General features: G+C 33.4%; 16 protein-coding genes. 5 read left to right on the top strand and 11 right to left on the bottom strand.

All coding sequences use genetic code 11. The features are described from left to right. Positions 1–17: 17 nt before the first annotated feature. The gene (locus tag ABXT06_RS00505) at positions 18–2828 is read right to left on the bottom strand and encodes a TonB-dependent receptor (RefSeq protein ID WP_354589000.1); all 2811 of its coding nucleotides are present in this window, start codon (positions 2826–2828) and stop codon (positions 18–20) included. Positions 2829–3063: 235 nt separating this feature from the next. Between ABXT06_RS00505 and ABXT06_RS00500 the strand changes: the two genes are divergently transcribed. Further along, positions 3064–4164 (top strand): DUF4407 domain-containing protein, encoded by a 1101-nt coding sequence (locus ABXT06_RS00500; protein WP_354588999.1) that lies wholly within the window; start codon positions 3064–3066, stop codon positions 4162–4164. 133 nt (positions 4165–4297) lie between these two features. On the opposite strand, the gene ABXT06_RS00495 is transcribed toward ABXT06_RS00500, so the two are convergent. From ABXT06_RS00495 to ruvC, 7 genes are all read right to left on the bottom strand, one after another. Next, on the bottom strand, positions 4298–5002 hold the full coding sequence (locus ABXT06_RS00495; RefSeq protein WP_354588998.1) for a PH domain-containing protein: 705 nt from the start codon (positions 5000–5002) through the stop codon (positions 4298–4300). A gap of 110 nt (positions 5003–5112) precedes the next feature. Then, positions 5113–5481: an MmcQ/YjbR family DNA-binding protein gene (locus ABXT06_RS00490; protein WP_354588997.1), complete on the bottom strand. Its 369-nt coding sequence runs from the start codon at positions 5479–5481 to the stop codon at positions 5113–5115. Between the two features lie 6 nt (positions 5482–5487). Beyond that, complete coding sequence (locus ABXT06_RS00485) at positions 5488–5838, bottom strand: DUF4260 domain-containing protein (RefSeq protein WP_354588996.1); 351 nt, start codon at positions 5836–5838, stop codon at positions 5488–5490. Beyond that, entirely contained in the window at positions 5835–6236 is a 402-nt protein-coding gene (locus ABXT06_RS00480) for a GNAT family N-acetyltransferase (RefSeq protein ID WP_354588995.1), read from the bottom strand. The genes ABXT06_RS00485 and ABXT06_RS00480 overlap by 4 nt, the downstream gene beginning before the upstream one ends. Positions 6237–6423: 187 nt before the next feature. After that, positions 6424–7173 (bottom strand): cyclase family protein, encoded by a 750-nt coding sequence (locus tag ABXT06_RS00475; protein ID WP_354588994.1) that lies wholly within the window; start codon positions 7171–7173, stop codon positions 6424–6426. A 79-nt stretch (positions 7174–7252) separates the two neighbouring features. Further along, on the bottom strand, positions 7253–8389 hold the full coding sequence (hemW, locus tag ABXT06_RS00470; RefSeq protein WP_354588993.1) for a radical SAM family heme chaperone HemW: 1137 nt from the start codon (positions 8387–8389) through the stop codon (positions 7253–7255). A 69-nt stretch (positions 8390–8458) separates the two neighbouring features. Continuing rightward, positions 8459–9013, bottom strand: coding sequence for a crossover junction endodeoxyribonuclease RuvC (gene ruvC / locus ABXT06_RS00465; protein ID WP_354588992.1), 555 nt, complete (start codon positions 9011–9013; stop codon positions 8459–8461). 90 nt (positions 9014–9103) lie between these two features. Here ruvC and ABXT06_RS00460 point away from each other — a divergent pair, with 90 nt between their 5' ends. After that, the gene (locus ABXT06_RS00460; protein ID WP_354588991.1) at positions 9104–10048 is read left to right on the top strand and encodes a hypothetical protein; all 945 of its coding nucleotides are present in this window, start codon (positions 9104–9106) and stop codon (positions 10046–10048) included. Continuing rightward, a complete protein-coding gene (locus tag ABXT06_RS00455) occupies positions 10045–11148 on the top strand; it encodes a glycosyltransferase family 2 protein (protein ID WP_354588990.1) in 1104 nt (367 codons plus the stop codon). The genes ABXT06_RS00460 and ABXT06_RS00455 overlap by 4 nt, the downstream gene beginning before the upstream one ends. 108 nt (positions 11149–11256) lie before the next feature. Here ABXT06_RS00455 and ABXT06_RS00450 read toward each other — a convergent pair whose 3' ends face one another. Next, a complete protein-coding gene (locus tag ABXT06_RS00450) occupies positions 11257–11742 on the bottom strand; it encodes a hypothetical protein (RefSeq protein WP_354588989.1) in 486 nt (161 codons plus the stop codon). A gap of 154 nt (positions 11743–11896) precedes the next feature. Here ABXT06_RS00450 and ABXT06_RS00445 point away from each other — a divergent pair, with 154 nt between their 5' ends. Beyond that, complete coding sequence (locus tag ABXT06_RS00445) at positions 11897–12397, top strand: DUF456 domain-containing protein (RefSeq protein ID WP_354588988.1); 501 nt, start codon at positions 11897–11899, stop codon at positions 12395–12397. Between the two features lie 283 nt (positions 12398–12680). Then, the gene (locus ABXT06_RS00440) at positions 12681–13283 is read left to right on the top strand and encodes a DUF937 domain-containing protein (protein ID WP_201998940.1); all 603 of its coding nucleotides are present in this window, start codon (positions 12681–12683) and stop codon (positions 13281–13283) included. 61 nt (positions 13284–13344) lie between these two features. Here ABXT06_RS00440 and ABXT06_RS00435 read toward each other — a convergent pair whose 3' ends face one another. Beyond that, the gene (locus tag ABXT06_RS00435) at positions 13345–14253 is read right to left on the bottom strand and encodes a pseudouridine synthase (protein ID WP_129746083.1); all 909 of its coding nucleotides are present in this window, start codon (positions 14251–14253) and stop codon (positions 13345–13347) included. A gap of 312 nt (positions 14254–14565) precedes the next feature. Further along, positions 14566–15522, bottom strand: a complete 957-nt coding sequence (locus ABXT06_RS00430) for a geranylgeranylglycerol-phosphate geranylgeranyltransferase (RefSeq protein ID WP_354588987.1) — start codon at positions 15520–15522, stop codon at positions 14566–14568. Positions 15523–15547: the final 25 nt, after the last annotated feature.

The following is a 15547-nucleotide window of genomic DNA, read 5'->3' as shown; positions in this document are numbered from 1 at the left end:
TTTTAAAAAAGTGCAGATTACAAGTCTAATTTCAATCCGAAATTGTAACGAGGCTGGTAATATTCAGCTTGTTTTGTATGAGCAGCAACTCCTTGGTAGTAACGTAACGGTTGGTTTGTTAAGTTATTTGCTTCAGCAAAAACACGTAATTGTTTAGTGATTTTATAAGAAGCATTGGCATCTAAGAAAAATTGCTTGTCATAGTAGCTGTCTTTGTAAGACTCAGAACCTAATTCATCTAAATAATCAGAGGTAAAGTTGGTTGAGATTCTTGCAGAGAAACGTTTGTTTTCCCAAGATAAAGATCCGTTAAACATGTGAGGCGTTGTTCCAGGAAGACTGATGTCATTTCTTTCGTTTCCGTCTTCGTCAGCAATTCCGCTTGCTTTCGATTTTGTGTACGTATAGTTTAAATAGATGCCAAATCCTTTTAAGAATTTACCTGGCAAGAAATCTAACTGACGCTGAAAAGCAACTTCAAACCCGTAAACATCTACATTTTCTCCATTTCGTGATTGTAAAAATGACCAGTTTTCTCCCACTGGAATTGGGTTTGCCTGATTTGGGAAATCTGCAGCAAATTTCGCATCAGTATATTGATTATCGCTGTAGTTGTAAATGAAATCATTTAATCTTTTGTAGAAAACACCTCCAGAAATTAAACCAACAGATTTGAAATAGTTCTCTGCCATGAAATCATAGTTGTACGAATATGTAGCTTTAAGATCTGGATTTCCAGCTGTAATTTCTTTATCGGCAGCAATATTATTTACATAAGGAGCCAATGCGTAATAGTTTGGTCTTGCTAAAGCTGTTGTAGCAGCAGCTCTTAAAACTAAATCTTTTGTTGCGTTGTATTGTAATGAAATACTTGGCAATAAATTAGTGTAAGAGTTGGTATTGTTGATTTTACTCTCCAATTCTTCTTCGTCTAATACACGGTTTCCTGTATAATCGATATGAGTATTTTCAACACGGAAACCTAATACCATAGAAAGTTTATCGTTAAAATCCTGATCCCATCTTACATAAGCTGCAGTAATTCTTTCTTTAGCGTTATAGTTTACCGCTAAATATTCTGCTGGATCTGCTTCTTTATCAAATAAAGCAGGATTATTTAAATCTAAGCTTCCTAAGAAAGCTGCAGAAGCAAAAGTTCCCGGCACATATTTACTTCCTGGATTAAAATCTTTTCCGTCAAAATAGCTTGTTGGAACTTGAGATAATAATTCCATATCATCATTAATTGGCTCATAAGAATAGAACATATTGTTTCTTTCTTTTTCTTTCAAACGAAGTCTAAGACCCGTTCTCAATCTTCCTTTTTCTCCTGCAATTACAGAGAATGGAAAACGGATGTTTACTTTTGCACCAAATTCGCTTTCGCTTGTTTCATCTGTGTTTTCGGTAACAGAATCAAATTTAAATTTGTCAACAGATTCGCCAACAGTTGTCATTAAAGGAAATCTGATATCTGATAAATCTTCGAACATTTCTAAACCTTTCTGACGGTATTCGATATAACGCTCACCTGGACGATATTCTCTTGCTTTTGCATAATTAGCAGACCAGTCTAAATCTAATGTTGAGTTAATTAAATGCTCTCCGCGAATAGAGTAATTCTGTACTCTTTGATCTTCTAATCTTCTGTTTTTATTTCTATTATTGTCTAAACCACCTTTTGTTTGGCGTTTTACACGACCTTCAAAACCAACAATTTCTTCACCATTATAAAGAGGCTCGATATCATCGTAAGTTGTTCTAAAACGGTTTTCTCTGTCATCTCGCCAGTTATAAATTGCATTGGCAAAAATGGTATTGTTATCATTGAATTTATAATCTAAAGCAACAGATCCGCTTCGGCGAATACGCTGTACATCATATTTTCTAATTTCAGAAGCTTGTAAATATTCATTTCCAAAATCATCTTTTACCCATTCGTTTTCGATGTTATCAGAACCATAATCTACATTGTTGTAAGAACCGCTGAAAACTACTCCTAATTTGTTGTCGATAAAACGATTACCATAAACGAAACCAGCAGTGTAAGAAGCGTGGTCACGAATTGGTAAATATCCTCCTGCAAGAGTTGCAGAAATTCTTTCTCCGTTTGGAGTTGCTCTTGTAATTAAGTTTACAGAACCTCCAATTGCATCAGCATCCATGTCAGAAGTAAGCGTTTTGTTTACTTCGATTGTAGAAATCATATCAGACGGAATCAAGTCCATTTGTACGTTTCTGTTATCTCCTTCAGCAGATGGAATTCTATCGCCATTTAAAGTAACAGAGTTTAAAGACGGAGCTAAACCTCTAATAATAATGTTACGAGCTTCACCTTGGTCATTCTGCATGGTAATACCTGGAACACGTTTTAAAGCGTCTCCTACGTTAGCATCTGGGAAACGACCCATTTGATCAGAAGAGATTACGTTTCCGATATTTTTGTTGTTTTTTTGCTGATTCAAAGCTTTTGCCTGACCTTTTAAGATGTCTCCGACTACAACCTCTTTCAGTTCGTTTTCAGAAGCTTTAAGAGCAAAGTCAATCACATTGTTTCTTCCTTGCTCAACTTTTATTTCTTGAGTTAAAGTAGTATATCCAATATACTTTACTTCAACTTTATAAGTTCCTTCATTAATATTTAATAATTCAAAACGACCGTTATAATCAGAAACGGTATATTTTTTCTCGCCTACAATTTGAACCATAGCTCCAGGAAGAGGCAGTTTGTCATCGGCGTCTAATATCTTTCCAGATATAATAGCTTTCTGAGCAAAACCTGTAAAGGCGAATAAAAAGAATGCTGTTAATAGATAAAATTTTTTCATTGTGTGTGTTTAGTTTGATTTCGGTTGCGAAACTAAGACCCGTGTATTACTAAAGCCTTGAAAAAAAATTAACATAGTGTTATGATTCGTCAGTTATTGCCTATAATTATTAATGTTTAACTAACATTAAAGCTTCAAACGTTTGATTCACAACTAAAAAGAAATTGATATTTTGATTGTATTTGAAAATTTGGCGTTAAATTTGCCGTATCATCATAATCAAAAATCATCAATCATGTTAAAACAATTTTTTATCCTATGTTCAGGAGCCGACCGTGACCTCTTGAAAGACTGTTCAGAAGGCGAACAAACCAAATATGTTGGTATTGGCGCCACCGTATTCTTTACAGCAGTTATGGCTTTCTTGGCCAGCGCTTATGCGCTTTTTACCGTTTTCGATTCTATTTATCCTGCTTTGATTTTTGGATTTGTATGGAGTTTATTGATTTTTAATCTAGATCGTTTTATTGTTTCTACAATTAAGAAAAGAGATCGTTTTCTGGACGAATTTCTTCAAGCAACTCCTCGTATTGCATTGGCAATTATCATAGCAATTGTAATTTCAAAACCTTTAGAAATTAAAATCTTTGAAAAAGAAATCAATACCGTTTTGTTGAAAGAGAAAAACGAAATGGAATTGGCTAACAAGAAACAAATTGGAACTTATTTCAAAACGGATTTAGATAAAAATAAAGCTGAGATTGTAGCTTTAAAAGCTGATATTGTAAAGAAAGAAAAAGAAGTAAACGATTTGTATTCGGTTTATATTACCGAAGCTGAAGGAACTGCCGGAACTAAAAAATTAGGAAAAGGTCCAGTTTATAAAGAAAAACGCGAAAAACACGATGCAGCTTTAAAAGAATTCGAAACGCTTAAAAAGACCAACGAAGCTAAAATTGCCGAAAAAGAAAAAGCAGGCGTACAGCTTCAAGCCGATTTAGACAAAAAAGTTTCGCAGACCCAGCCTATCATAGAAGGTTTCGACGGATTAATGGCGCGTATTAATGCGTTGAATAAACTGCCTTGGCTTCCTTCATTTTTTATCATGCTTTTGTTTCTAGCGATCGAAACATCACCAATTATTGCAAAATTATTAGCGCCAAAAGGGGAATTTGATTTCAAACAGGAAGAAGCTGAAACTGCGATGAAAGCAACTTTGGCACAAAACAAATACCAGCGTGATTTATTAGTGAAAACCAGCGCCGAAATGCACGACAGAGTATATGCTGATATCGCCGAAGACAAAGGCTTATTTGATTTACAGCGAAAGAATGCAAAAGAACTACTGGAATTACAGTCGCATAAATTTGTAGAAAAGCAAAAGGCTACGCTTTAGTCTAAAGTTGGAAAGTCAAAAGTCATAAAGTCAACATTACAGACTTAAAAAGATAAAGCCAGAAATAGAAACTCTATTTCTGGCTTTTTTATTTATAAAGAGAAGAAAACTTTAAGACTTTCGACTTTAAGACTTACATATAACTTAAAATCTCTTTTTTATAAGCATCATATTCTCCCTGCATGATCAAACCATTATCAAGAAGTTTTTTGTAGTTCTGTAATTTATCAAAAAGCTCTTCTTTAGACAAATCGCTTAATTTACGCTCTCCTGCTGGTTGCGTTGGAAGCGGTTCATAAGTTTCTGTAACTACTGGCGCTGCAGGTAAAATCTCAGCAAAGCTTGTTACTTCTTCAGTTTCTACTTCTTCGATTTCTTCTTCCGCTTCTTCTTCAAAAACAGGTTCAGCAGTTTCTTGAACTGGCGTTGCAGTCTGAACAGGATTTTTCAATAAATCCAATTGCTCTTTAGCGTAAGTATAAATTTTTCTAGCCTGAATTTTCGGAATATAATCAATAGAAACAGCTAAATCTGTTTTTGTTCCAAATGAAAACTCAGAACCCAAAATGTTTTCTTTTACAAAAGTGCTTGCGATATCATCCCAAGTGTAATCTGTAAAATCCATAGAAAGACCTAAGTTTTTAGGTTTACAGATAATGATACGTTTGTTTGTTAATACAATACTATCTGGAAAAACAGTAATTGCAGGCTTTTTTTGCACTGCGATATATCCAACTTCTTCGCCTTTCATCAATAAATCGTTAAGTTTCGAAGTGATTTTTTCAATCGCTTTTGGATCTTGTTCTTCGTTCAGAAATTTTTTAAATTGTTCTTTCATGATTCTATAAATTGCTAATTTGCAAACTGATTTGGGTTTTTAAGTTTTGAACTTACCGTGCAAATGTAATGCCTAATTTTCTAATTGCTTCGCCAGTTCGGTAAAAAATTTTACCTCGAGTCAGTAATTTCATTCTGAATTTTCTTTGTCAAACTTTTGAAAACCAATTCATACGAATGGTCAATCAATTCCTTGACAAATTTTAAAGGTAAATTTCCGTTTAAGGAAACCGTGTTCCAATGCACTTTGCTCATGTGATATCCAGGTTGAATTTCGTCATATTCGGCTCTCAGTTCCTGCGCGCGGTCTGGATCGCATTTTAAATTTACCGATTGCTCGTTTTTTTCCCATTGCGATAAAGAAGACAAGGCAAACATTTTGCCGCCAACCTTAAAAACCAGAGTGTCTTCATCAAAAGGAAAATGCTCGCTGACTCCTTTTTTAGAAAGACAATATTCGTAAAACGTTTCTAAATTCATAACTGATTATTTACCAATTTCACCCAAATGTGTATACTTAAAACCTTTTTCATATTTCAATCCGTAACCAAAAACACGATCCATTGCCGAATGCGAAAATAAAATAATTCCTGTTAATTGAATAATTTCAATACTTAAATAACATCCGATGGCATAAATTAAAAGTGCGATTCCTTTATGATGAAAGATATTATAAGCCAAAGCACCAATTTTATTTCCAAAGACATATCCAATCATTGATAAATCGGGTGCTAAAATTAAAACCAGAAACCACCACCATTCATAATTTAAGCGGTTAAAGAGAAATATTCCGAGAAAAAACAAAGCGGCTTCCTCAAGTTTTAAGACTGTTTTCATTTGTCTATTTTTTCCATCATCTTTTCAGGATGATTCAGTTTTGTGAATCCGAATTTTTCATATAAAAAGTGTGCATCGGTTGTTGCCAATCGCCAGATTTTTACCTCTTGCAATTCTGGTTCCTTCATCATTGCATCAATTAAAATGGAAGAATATCCTTTTCCGCGATATTTTTCATCAATAAAAACATCCATTAAATAAGCAAAAACGACGTAATCGGTTATGACACGTGCAAAACCAATTTGTTTGTCATCCAAATAAATTCCGAAACAAACCGAAGCATCAATCGTGCGTTGAACTTCTTCCATAGTTCGCCCCGCAGCCCAATAAATGTCTTTTAAAAAGTTCTGTATGAACGGAACGTCGAGTTTGGTTTTATCTGTTGAAACACTAATCATATTGTTTAGTTTTTTTGCCACTAACTACACAAATTTTTATGAATTATTTTTTGCCACAGATTAAAGGATTAAAAATGATTAAATCTGTGCAAATCTTTTTAATCTGTGGCAAAATAAAAAAAAGAAATTAGTGCAAATTAGTGTAATTGCTTCGCCTGTTCGCTATCGCTCGGGTCGTGGCAACCTTTTAAATCTTATATAAAATTGGTTTGCTTGGACTTGCGTCATTTTCAAACGAAGCAATTTGAAGATTTAGTATGTAATCTCCATCTTCAATTTCGTCTGGAACGTAAATCATTTCTGTAATTGTGGCATTAAATCTTGCGTCTGGATTTACCTCGTGTGTGTCTTTTACATTCCAAAATGCTTTGTGAGCCAATAATTTGCCTTCGTCGTGTTCTTTGTCCACACTTGGCAAATCAATCAATAAATGTTGAATTTCGCTTTCGCGGATGAAAATCGCGGCATCTTCAGACAAATATGGCGGATTGGTATTCGAATATTTTGTAGATTTTTTGTCTTTCGAATTCGGAAGTGTTCTAATGATTAAAGCTTCTGATTTTGTATTTAGTAAAGACGAAATCTGTTCTTTTGTAATCACAAAATCTTTCCCAATTTTTTCAGGTTCAATAGTAATCAATTTAGCAAAAAAGAAAAACTGTTTCAACGACTGATTGATACTGTAAAAATCATTTGTAATATGTCCCAAACATTCCGTATGCGTTCCATGCCCATGCGGATTAAAAAGGATATTATTGAAATTCGTAGATGATTTTCCTTCAGAAACTTTTCCAATCCAATCACCAAAAACTACGGGTTCAATTACTGGTTTTTCGATGTACCAGGCAATTGGGTTTTCATCTGTATTGGTTAATGGAATGGAGATATCAATGGGTTTTGATAAGTCGATTTCGAAGTTGTTGATTTTTGCTAACACAAATTTGGATTTTATGCCGCAAAGACGCTAAGTCACAAAGTTTAATAAATTTGAGCCTTTGTGCCTTCGTGGCTAATTTTTATTCATCCAAATTTAGATAAAATAAATCTGAAGCAATTCCATCCGTTAAAAATTTTCCTTTAATGGTTGGTTTTAAAATGTTGTTTTCGATCGAAAGCAAATCGTCGTTTAAGAACTTTTGAGATTGTTCTAATAAATAATTGAGATATTCTGAACCAAATTCCTTTTCAATTCTTTCTAAAGAAACGCCCCAAATGGTTCGCAATCCTGTCATAATATATTCATTATAACGATCTGAAATGGTTAGTATTTCGGTTTCAATAGGAAGTTCATCGTTTTGAATTGCTTTTAAATACAATGAATTATTCGCAATATTCCACCCTCTTTTTTCACCATCATAACTATGCGCCGAAGGACCAATTCCGATATATTTTTTGCCTAACCAATAAGCCGAATTGTTTTTAGAGAAATAATTTTCTTTTCCGAAATTCGATAATTCGTAGTGAATAAAACCATTTTTCTGAAGCATTTCAACTAAAATCATAAAATGATTTGAAGCCACTTCGTCTTGTGGTTCAGCGATTTTTCCAGTTTGAATTAATTTACTCAAAGCCGTTTTCGGTTCAACCGTTAAAGCATAACTCGAAATATGCGGAATGCCGAAATCTAAAGCGGTCTGGATATTATGTTTCCACATTTCGTCGCTCAATCCAGGAATTCCGTAAATTAAATCGAGTGAAATATTGTCGAAATATTTTGTTGCTTCTTCAAGACATTTTTTGGCTTCCGCCGAATTATGAGCGCGATTCATCATCTTCAAATCATCTTCATAAAAAGACTGAATTCCGATGCTGAGACGATTTATTGGACTTTGAGATAATTCTAGAATTCTTTCGGCAGACAAATCATCTGGATTAGCTTCCAGCGTGATTTCAGGATTTTCTACAACTTTATAGTTTTTATAAACTTCTGAAATTAAAAAGTTGATTTCTTCATTTGACAGAACCGAAGGAGTTCCGCCACCAAAATAGATGGTTTCTACTATCTCATTAACAAACTCGTTTTTTCGCATGCCAATTTCTTTGGACAAAGCCAAAACCATTTCGTCTTTCTTTTTCATCGAAGTCGAAAAATGAAAGTCACAATAGTGGCAAGCCTGCTTGCAGAAAGGTATGTGAATATAGATGCCGCTCATTTTTTAATTAGGTAATGTGTCAATTTGATAATTAGATAATGATTATTAGACCGAAAAGAAATAATTATCTCATTTTCTAATTTTATCCTCGTTCTGTTTTACAAAAGCATCCCAGCCAGAATAACTCTTTCCAGCCACAACTTTTCCAGAATTAAAGTGATGACAAACCGCTGCTGCCAAACCGTCTGTAGAATCCAGATTTTTAGGTAATTCTTTTAAACCTAAAAGTTGTTGCAGCATTTTCGCAACTTGTTCTTTGCTGGCATTTCCGTTTCCGGTAATCGCCATTTTTATCTTCTTAGGTTCATATTCTGTAATCGGAATTCCTCTCGAAAGTCCTGCTGCCATAGCAACGCCTTGAGCGCGTCCCAATTTTAGCATCGATTGCACATTTTTGCCAAAGAAAGGCGCTTCAATTGCAATCTCGTCTGGACAATGTGTTTCGATTAATTCAATGGTTCTTTCAAAAATGATTCTTAGTTTTTGGTAATGATTATCGTATTTGGAAAGCTGTAATTCATTCAATTGCAGAAATTCCATTTTTTTATTGGTTACTTTAATCAATCCAAAACCCATGATTGTGGTTCCCGGGTCAATACCTAATATGATGCGTTCTTGTGTCAAGAGATTGTAGTTTCAAGTTTAAGGTTTCAAGTTTAGAAAATTGACTCATTTTCTAACTTCCTAATTGCCACATTTGATTACTTTTGCGGCATGATTTCAATTCCTCACAAAGCTAAGCAATTCCTAGTTCTTCTGGCCAAACTTTTAATTGTTGGCGGTGCATTTTATTTTATTTATAATCAGTTGGCTAACAACGACAAACTAGACTGGCAGAAGTTTATTGTTCTGTTCAAGAAAAATCAATCGGTTTTAGGGATTTCGTTTATTCTTCTTTTGAGTGTTTTGAACCGTTATTTCGAGATTTTGAAATGGCAGAATCTGGCTCAGGTTATTCATAAAATATCAGTTTATGAAGCCACAAAACAGGTTTTAGCAGCATTGACAGCAGGAATTTTTACGCCAAATGGAGTAGGAGAATACGCAGGAAAAGCGCTGTATTACCCGAAATCTGAAGCCAAAAGAGTGGTTTTCTTAAACTTAATCTGCAACGGAATCCAAATGATTCTAACAATCATTTTTGGGATTTTCGGACTATTGTATTTTAATACGGAGTTTAATGTAATTACAACTAAAACAGTCTTGATTCTCTTTGGTGGATTTGTACTGATTTTGATTCTATTATTCTCCATTAAAAAGATAAAAGTAAAAGGATATTCAATCGAAAAATTGATTCATAAAATCAATGAAATTCCAAAATCAATTCATCAGAAAAATATCTTTTTGGGAATTTGCCGCTATTTGGTTTTTTCGCATCAATATTACTTTTTGTTTTTAGGATTTGATGTCGATTTGCCTTATTTAACTTTAATGGCGGCCATTACATCAGTTTATTTTTTGGCTTCTTCATTGCCAACATTTCAGTTTTTAGATTTTGCGGTAAAAGGAAGTGTTGCGATTTATTTCTTCGGAATTTTGGGTGTAAACGAATGGATTGTGATTTTCATCAGCACTTTAATGTGGTTTTTGAATGTAGTATTGCCAGTTGTTTTAGGAAGCTATTTTGTGCTGAATTTTAAAACCAAAACTGCAGAATGATTTTTGGATTGTTCACAATATTAACCATTTATATTTTCAGTATTTCTTTGCTGATTTATGGTTTTTTCAAAGTGAAAAAATATCGAAAAGCAGATTTAGAGCCGAAGACCAGTTTTACAATTATAGTCCCGTTTCGGAATGAAGAAGAAAACCTGCCTGTACTTTTGGAGAGTTTTTCGAATTTAAATTATCCAAAAGATTTATTTGAAGTAATTCTAGTAGACGATAACTCAGATGAAAAATTTCAAGTCTCACATTTCACATTTCACATTTCGCAAATAGATAATATTCGGGTTTCAAATTCTCCCAAAAAAGACGCGATTACAGCGGCAATGCAGCACGTAAAAACAGATTGGGTTATCACAACAGATGCCGATTGTATTGTTCCTGAAAATTGGCTTTTGACATTTGATAATTATATTCGGCAGAATAAAGTTTCAATGCTAGCAGGCGCTGTAACTTATCAATGTGAAAACTCATTTTTAGATCATTTCCAGCAATTAGATTTAACGAGTTTGCAAGGCGCAACAATTGGAAGTTTTGGTTTGAATAAAGGTTTTATGTGCAACGGAGCTAATTTTACTTACACTAAATCACTTTTTGAAAGTTTGAATGGCTTCGAAGGAAACGACAAAATCGCTAGCGGAGATGATGTTTTTTTATTGCAGAAAGCAATTGAAAAGTTTCCTGATGAAGTTCATTATTTAAAAGCCGATGAAACAATTGTTACAACGAAGCCAACCGAAAATTGGAAAGCATTATTTCATCAAAGAGTGCGTTGGGCGGCCAAAACAAGTTCGTATAGAAGCACTTTTGGCAAATTTTTGGGTTTAATTGTTTTCTTCGGAAATTTGAGTTTTGTAATTGGATTTCTCTTTATGATTTTCGGACTCTGGTCTTATCCGATTTTTGTGCTTTTTGCTTTTTCTAAGTTTGTAATTGATTATGTTTTACTTTCAATAACGAATCAATTTTTGACTAAAACCAGAATAAAAAGCCTTTTACTGAGTAGTTTGCTGTATCCGTTTTTTAGTTCGACTGTTGCCCTTTATAGTTTGTTTGGTTCTTATGAATGGAAAGATCGTCAGTTTAAAAAATAATTTCTTTTAAAATAGAGTGCCTTAGCCCTGATGGGAGCGATATCCTTTTGCTTTTTTCTTTAAAAAGCAAAAGATATAGCGGACAGCAGGAATTAGCTCCTTATAAAACTATTTCTCGTCTTTTGCTTTTAGAATAACAGGCAAAATAAATTGTGTTTTTACCGGAATACCTCGTTTTATGGCAGGATTTACTTTTGGGAAATCTACTAGACGCGCATGAAGAATACTGTCAATTTTTATGGTGTCATACGCTACAGAATCTTTAGGGAACTGAGGCTCAAACTTCATGGTTGAATTTGGAAAAACAGTTACTTTTACTTCGATCGTGTCCAATTCTGGGTATAATATAGATAGAGTATCTACGTTTAGTTTTTCTTGGATAAGGCTTGACATGACTTCAAAAAAACATTGCTGACGAAGTTTTTTATCGGCAATTTTTTCGCAATTAGGAACAGAAGGATATTCATCAACTTCTTTCCAGTTGATCGATTTTAACTCTTTTTGAAGTAATTCTTTTTCAGACGGAACCTGCTTCTCAAAATATTGACAAGAACTAAAAAGAATACAAATAAAAAAAGGGAAAAACTGCCTCAAAGTTTTAAAATTGAATGAATGAACAAAAATACGGATTATTTTTTTGTGAAGCTTTCTGATGCTTACGAATCTTTATACTTTAAAGATACATATTTTAGGGTTTGTAAAGAAAAAAATAAAGTAGTAATTTGTAAAAACAAATTTACAAAATGATATGGATTTACTTTTAGTGCTACTCGGATTTATATGCGTAATCGTTGGTGTTTTCGGGAGTTTTCTTCCCGTTTTGCCTGGATTATCGAGCTGCTGGGTAGGGTTGTTGTTATTGTATCTGACAAAAGCGGTAGAAAACAATTATTGGATTTTAGGAATCACATTTGTATTGATGGTGATAATCACAATTTTAGATTATATAATTCCGTCTAAAGGAACCCAAAAGTTTGGAGGAAGTTCCTATGGAGTTTGGGGGACCAATATTGGTTTAATTGTCGGGATCCTGGCGCCAATTCCGTTTGGAGTTATTATTGGGCCGTTTGTAGGCGCGCTTATTGGCGAGTTATTATACGATTCTCAAAATCATAAACGCGCAATAAAAGCGGCTACCGGTTCTGTTCTCGGATTCTTAGCTTCGAGTTTTGTGAACTTCTTTTTTTCAGTTATTTATCTCGGGATTTTTTTGACTATCCTTTGGCAAAATAGAGCATTAATTTTCTAAATGGTATTTTTGACTTTAAGCTTTTTCTTATATTTTTTGTTTTTTGAAAAAAACTCTTAAAATTTTAAAAATAATTTTCGTATCTTATAACTACGCCAAGCTTTATATTTACTCATTTCCTTATTTTTTAGGGCTAAATGCTTGAAAATCGACTACCTAAATTTTTAACTTAATTTTTGGAAATGTTAAAATATTTTATATTTTTATCACGATAATCGATGAAAAGCCTCACTTTATCGGTTATTTTAAATAAGTATAAATAATCATTTTTTAAGTTATGAGTATGACCCCAAACCTACAAATTGAACTTAGACGCTTTATTTCTTCTAATGTTGTCTCCAAGTTAAACAAGTTTTATTTTGAGAATGATGCACTTTTAATCAAGGGAATAGACGTCTCGATCGGCACAATTTTAATGGGACTCTACAACAAAGCCGAAGAATCTGATTTTTATTCTGAAATTGTTTCATTAATTCAAGAAGATTCCACTTTTTATCAAGAAGTAGATTTTAATGCAGGCAGGATTTTATCAGTCGACGACTGTTACCGTTTAGAAGGAAACATACTGCTTAAAGAATTATTTTCCAATAAAAAAGGCAGAATTTCAGAAATGGTTTCCAACGAAGTTGGAATTAAAAGCGAAACAGCCAGAGAAATACTTAACTTTTCTGCACTACTTGTAATGTCTTACTTAAGATATAATCTGCAATTAATAGAAAGTTTAAAACTCCTTTTAGAAGATCAAAAAAGAGATATTTTAAACAGCATTCCGCCCGGAATCAAAATCATCCTAGGTTTTTCAAATTACGAGACAGTAGAAGACAAAAACCAATCTATCGGAAGATCTATTTTTACCCTTTTCGGACATAATTTCTTTAGTTTTTAAAAATAAAAAATCCCATTTTCGAGAAAACAGGATTCAGTATGATTTAAAATTTGAAAAACAATTACACGTTTTTCAAATTGATAATTTCTTGATCGGTCAAAAAGCGCCAGTTTCCGCGAGGAAGATTCTTTTTGGTCAGTCCAGCAAATGAAACACGATCAATTCGTAATACATTATACTCGAAAGATTCAAAAATAGAACGCACCACTTTTACGTTAGCAGTACGCAGTTTAAGGCCAACTTCGCTTTTTGGCTCATTATCGATATAGCTTACTTCTTCAACAAAAACGCGGTGTCCGTCAAGAACAAGACCTTTGCTGATTTTTTCTAAATCTTCAAATTTTAAGTTTTTGTCTAAAGAAACTTGATAGATCTTAGACGATTTTTGATTCGGTAATGTAAATTTACGAATCATATCAGTATCGTTAGTAAACAATAGCAAACCAGTTGTATTCTTGTCCATTCTTCCGACAGCAGCAATTTTTGCATTTGTAGCACCACGAACAAGTTCTAGAACGTTACGATATTCCTGGCCTTCATCAAAGGCAGTTGTAAAGTTTTTAGGCTTATTCAATAAAATATATTCTTTCTTTTCAGGAGTTAGCGTAACACCGTCAAAGTTTACAACATCATTTAGTTTTACCAAATAACCCATTTCTGTAACTACAGTACCGTTAACTTTAACGTTTCCAGACTGAATATAAATGTCGGCGTCACGACGAGAACAAACACCAGAATTAGAGATGTATTTATTCAGACGAATTTCATCTGAAGCCTTTTGTCTCTTTGCCGGCTGGTTTTGTTTTCTGAATTTTTCAGCAGCAGCTTCCTGAGCAGCTTTAACTTCAGGTTTTACTTTTTTAGGCCCTTGCGCGCGCTTAGCCATAGGAGGTTTTGGCTTGTTAGAGTTTGATCGTGAGCTGTTTGGTCTCGATCCGCCTCTTTTATTGTTGCCTTCCTTGTTGTTCATAGAATCATTAATTTGTGCAAAGATAGTTTTTTCCTGCTAATAAATCTTAAGTTCAATGTTCTTAGATTAATAGCGCTTTATTTTAAGATGTTCAGGAGCAATACAATTGGCTTTTTTTTGAGACATAGTTTCCCGTCTTCCGTTCCCAATTTTTTATTTTTTAAAGAAAAAAATAAAAAGATTTCCACTTCAGTCGGGGCTAAAATCAAACAATTGGCTTCTTTTAAAGATTGTTATTGCACATAGATTAGCAATCCCGATAGTTATACAAAAGAAAAAATCTGATAAATCTGCTAGAAAACTAAAAAGACTTTAGTAATTAGAAATCAATTCCTTTCCGTGCCATAAAACACTAGGATTAATTAGGACGATACAGAAAACGCCAGAAACAATCAGGAATTTTAAAACATTATGAAGTCTTAAAAACTGTTCTTTAGAATTTGATTGCCATAAATAAATCAGGAAAAAAAGCAGTACCCCAAAACACACATAAAAATAGATGTCCATATAACCAACGTCATGTATATTGACCAAAACATAAACCGGCACAATGGTCAAAATAGTTAAAGCTGTAATGACTTGTTTCGAGATTTTCTCGCCATATAAAACAGGAATTGTTCTGTAATCAGTTACTAGATCACCTTTTAAATTTTCAAGATCTTTAATCATTTCGCGAATTAGTAAAAGTAAAAACAAGAAAACTGCATGAGCCGAAATCACTACAAAATGACTCATGTGATTCTCAATTTCTTCAAACGAAATCTTATTATAGAAATAAAGTAAAATGGCAAAAAAAGGTGTGACAGCAAGTAACGCAGACATTAAATTTCCAATAATTGGATACTTTTTAATTTTATGCGAATAAAACCAAATCATAAAAATATAACCCGAAAAGAACAGGAAAGCTCTCCAGGAAACTATAAAAGCCATTAGAACAGCAAGAAAATTCAAACTGAAATAAACGTTCAATTTAGTTTTCTGACTAACCAAGCGATCCAGCATCGATTTATTTGGACGATTAATTAAATCTTTCTGACTGTCATAAAAATTATTGATGATATACCCAGAAGCAATTGTAATAGCCGAGGCAAAAACAATTAAAAACAAGTGAAAATCAAGCAAAATGTCTAGTGCTCTAATTTCTGGAGCTAGAATAAAAATAGCCGATAAATATTGTGCTAAAACTATTATTGGAATGTTATAACCCCTAACCACAGAGAACAAACTAACAATTTTCATTATTAAAAGTTTATTTTGTCTGCTTAACATAAAGTTTGGTTTGTTGGATTATATG

Source organism: Flavobacterium sp. UW10123 (assembly GCF_040538975.1).
Classification (GTDB): Bacteria; Bacteroidota; Bacteroidia; order Flavobacteriales; family Flavobacteriaceae; genus Flavobacterium.
This window is presented reverse-complemented; position numbering and strand designations above follow the sequence as displayed.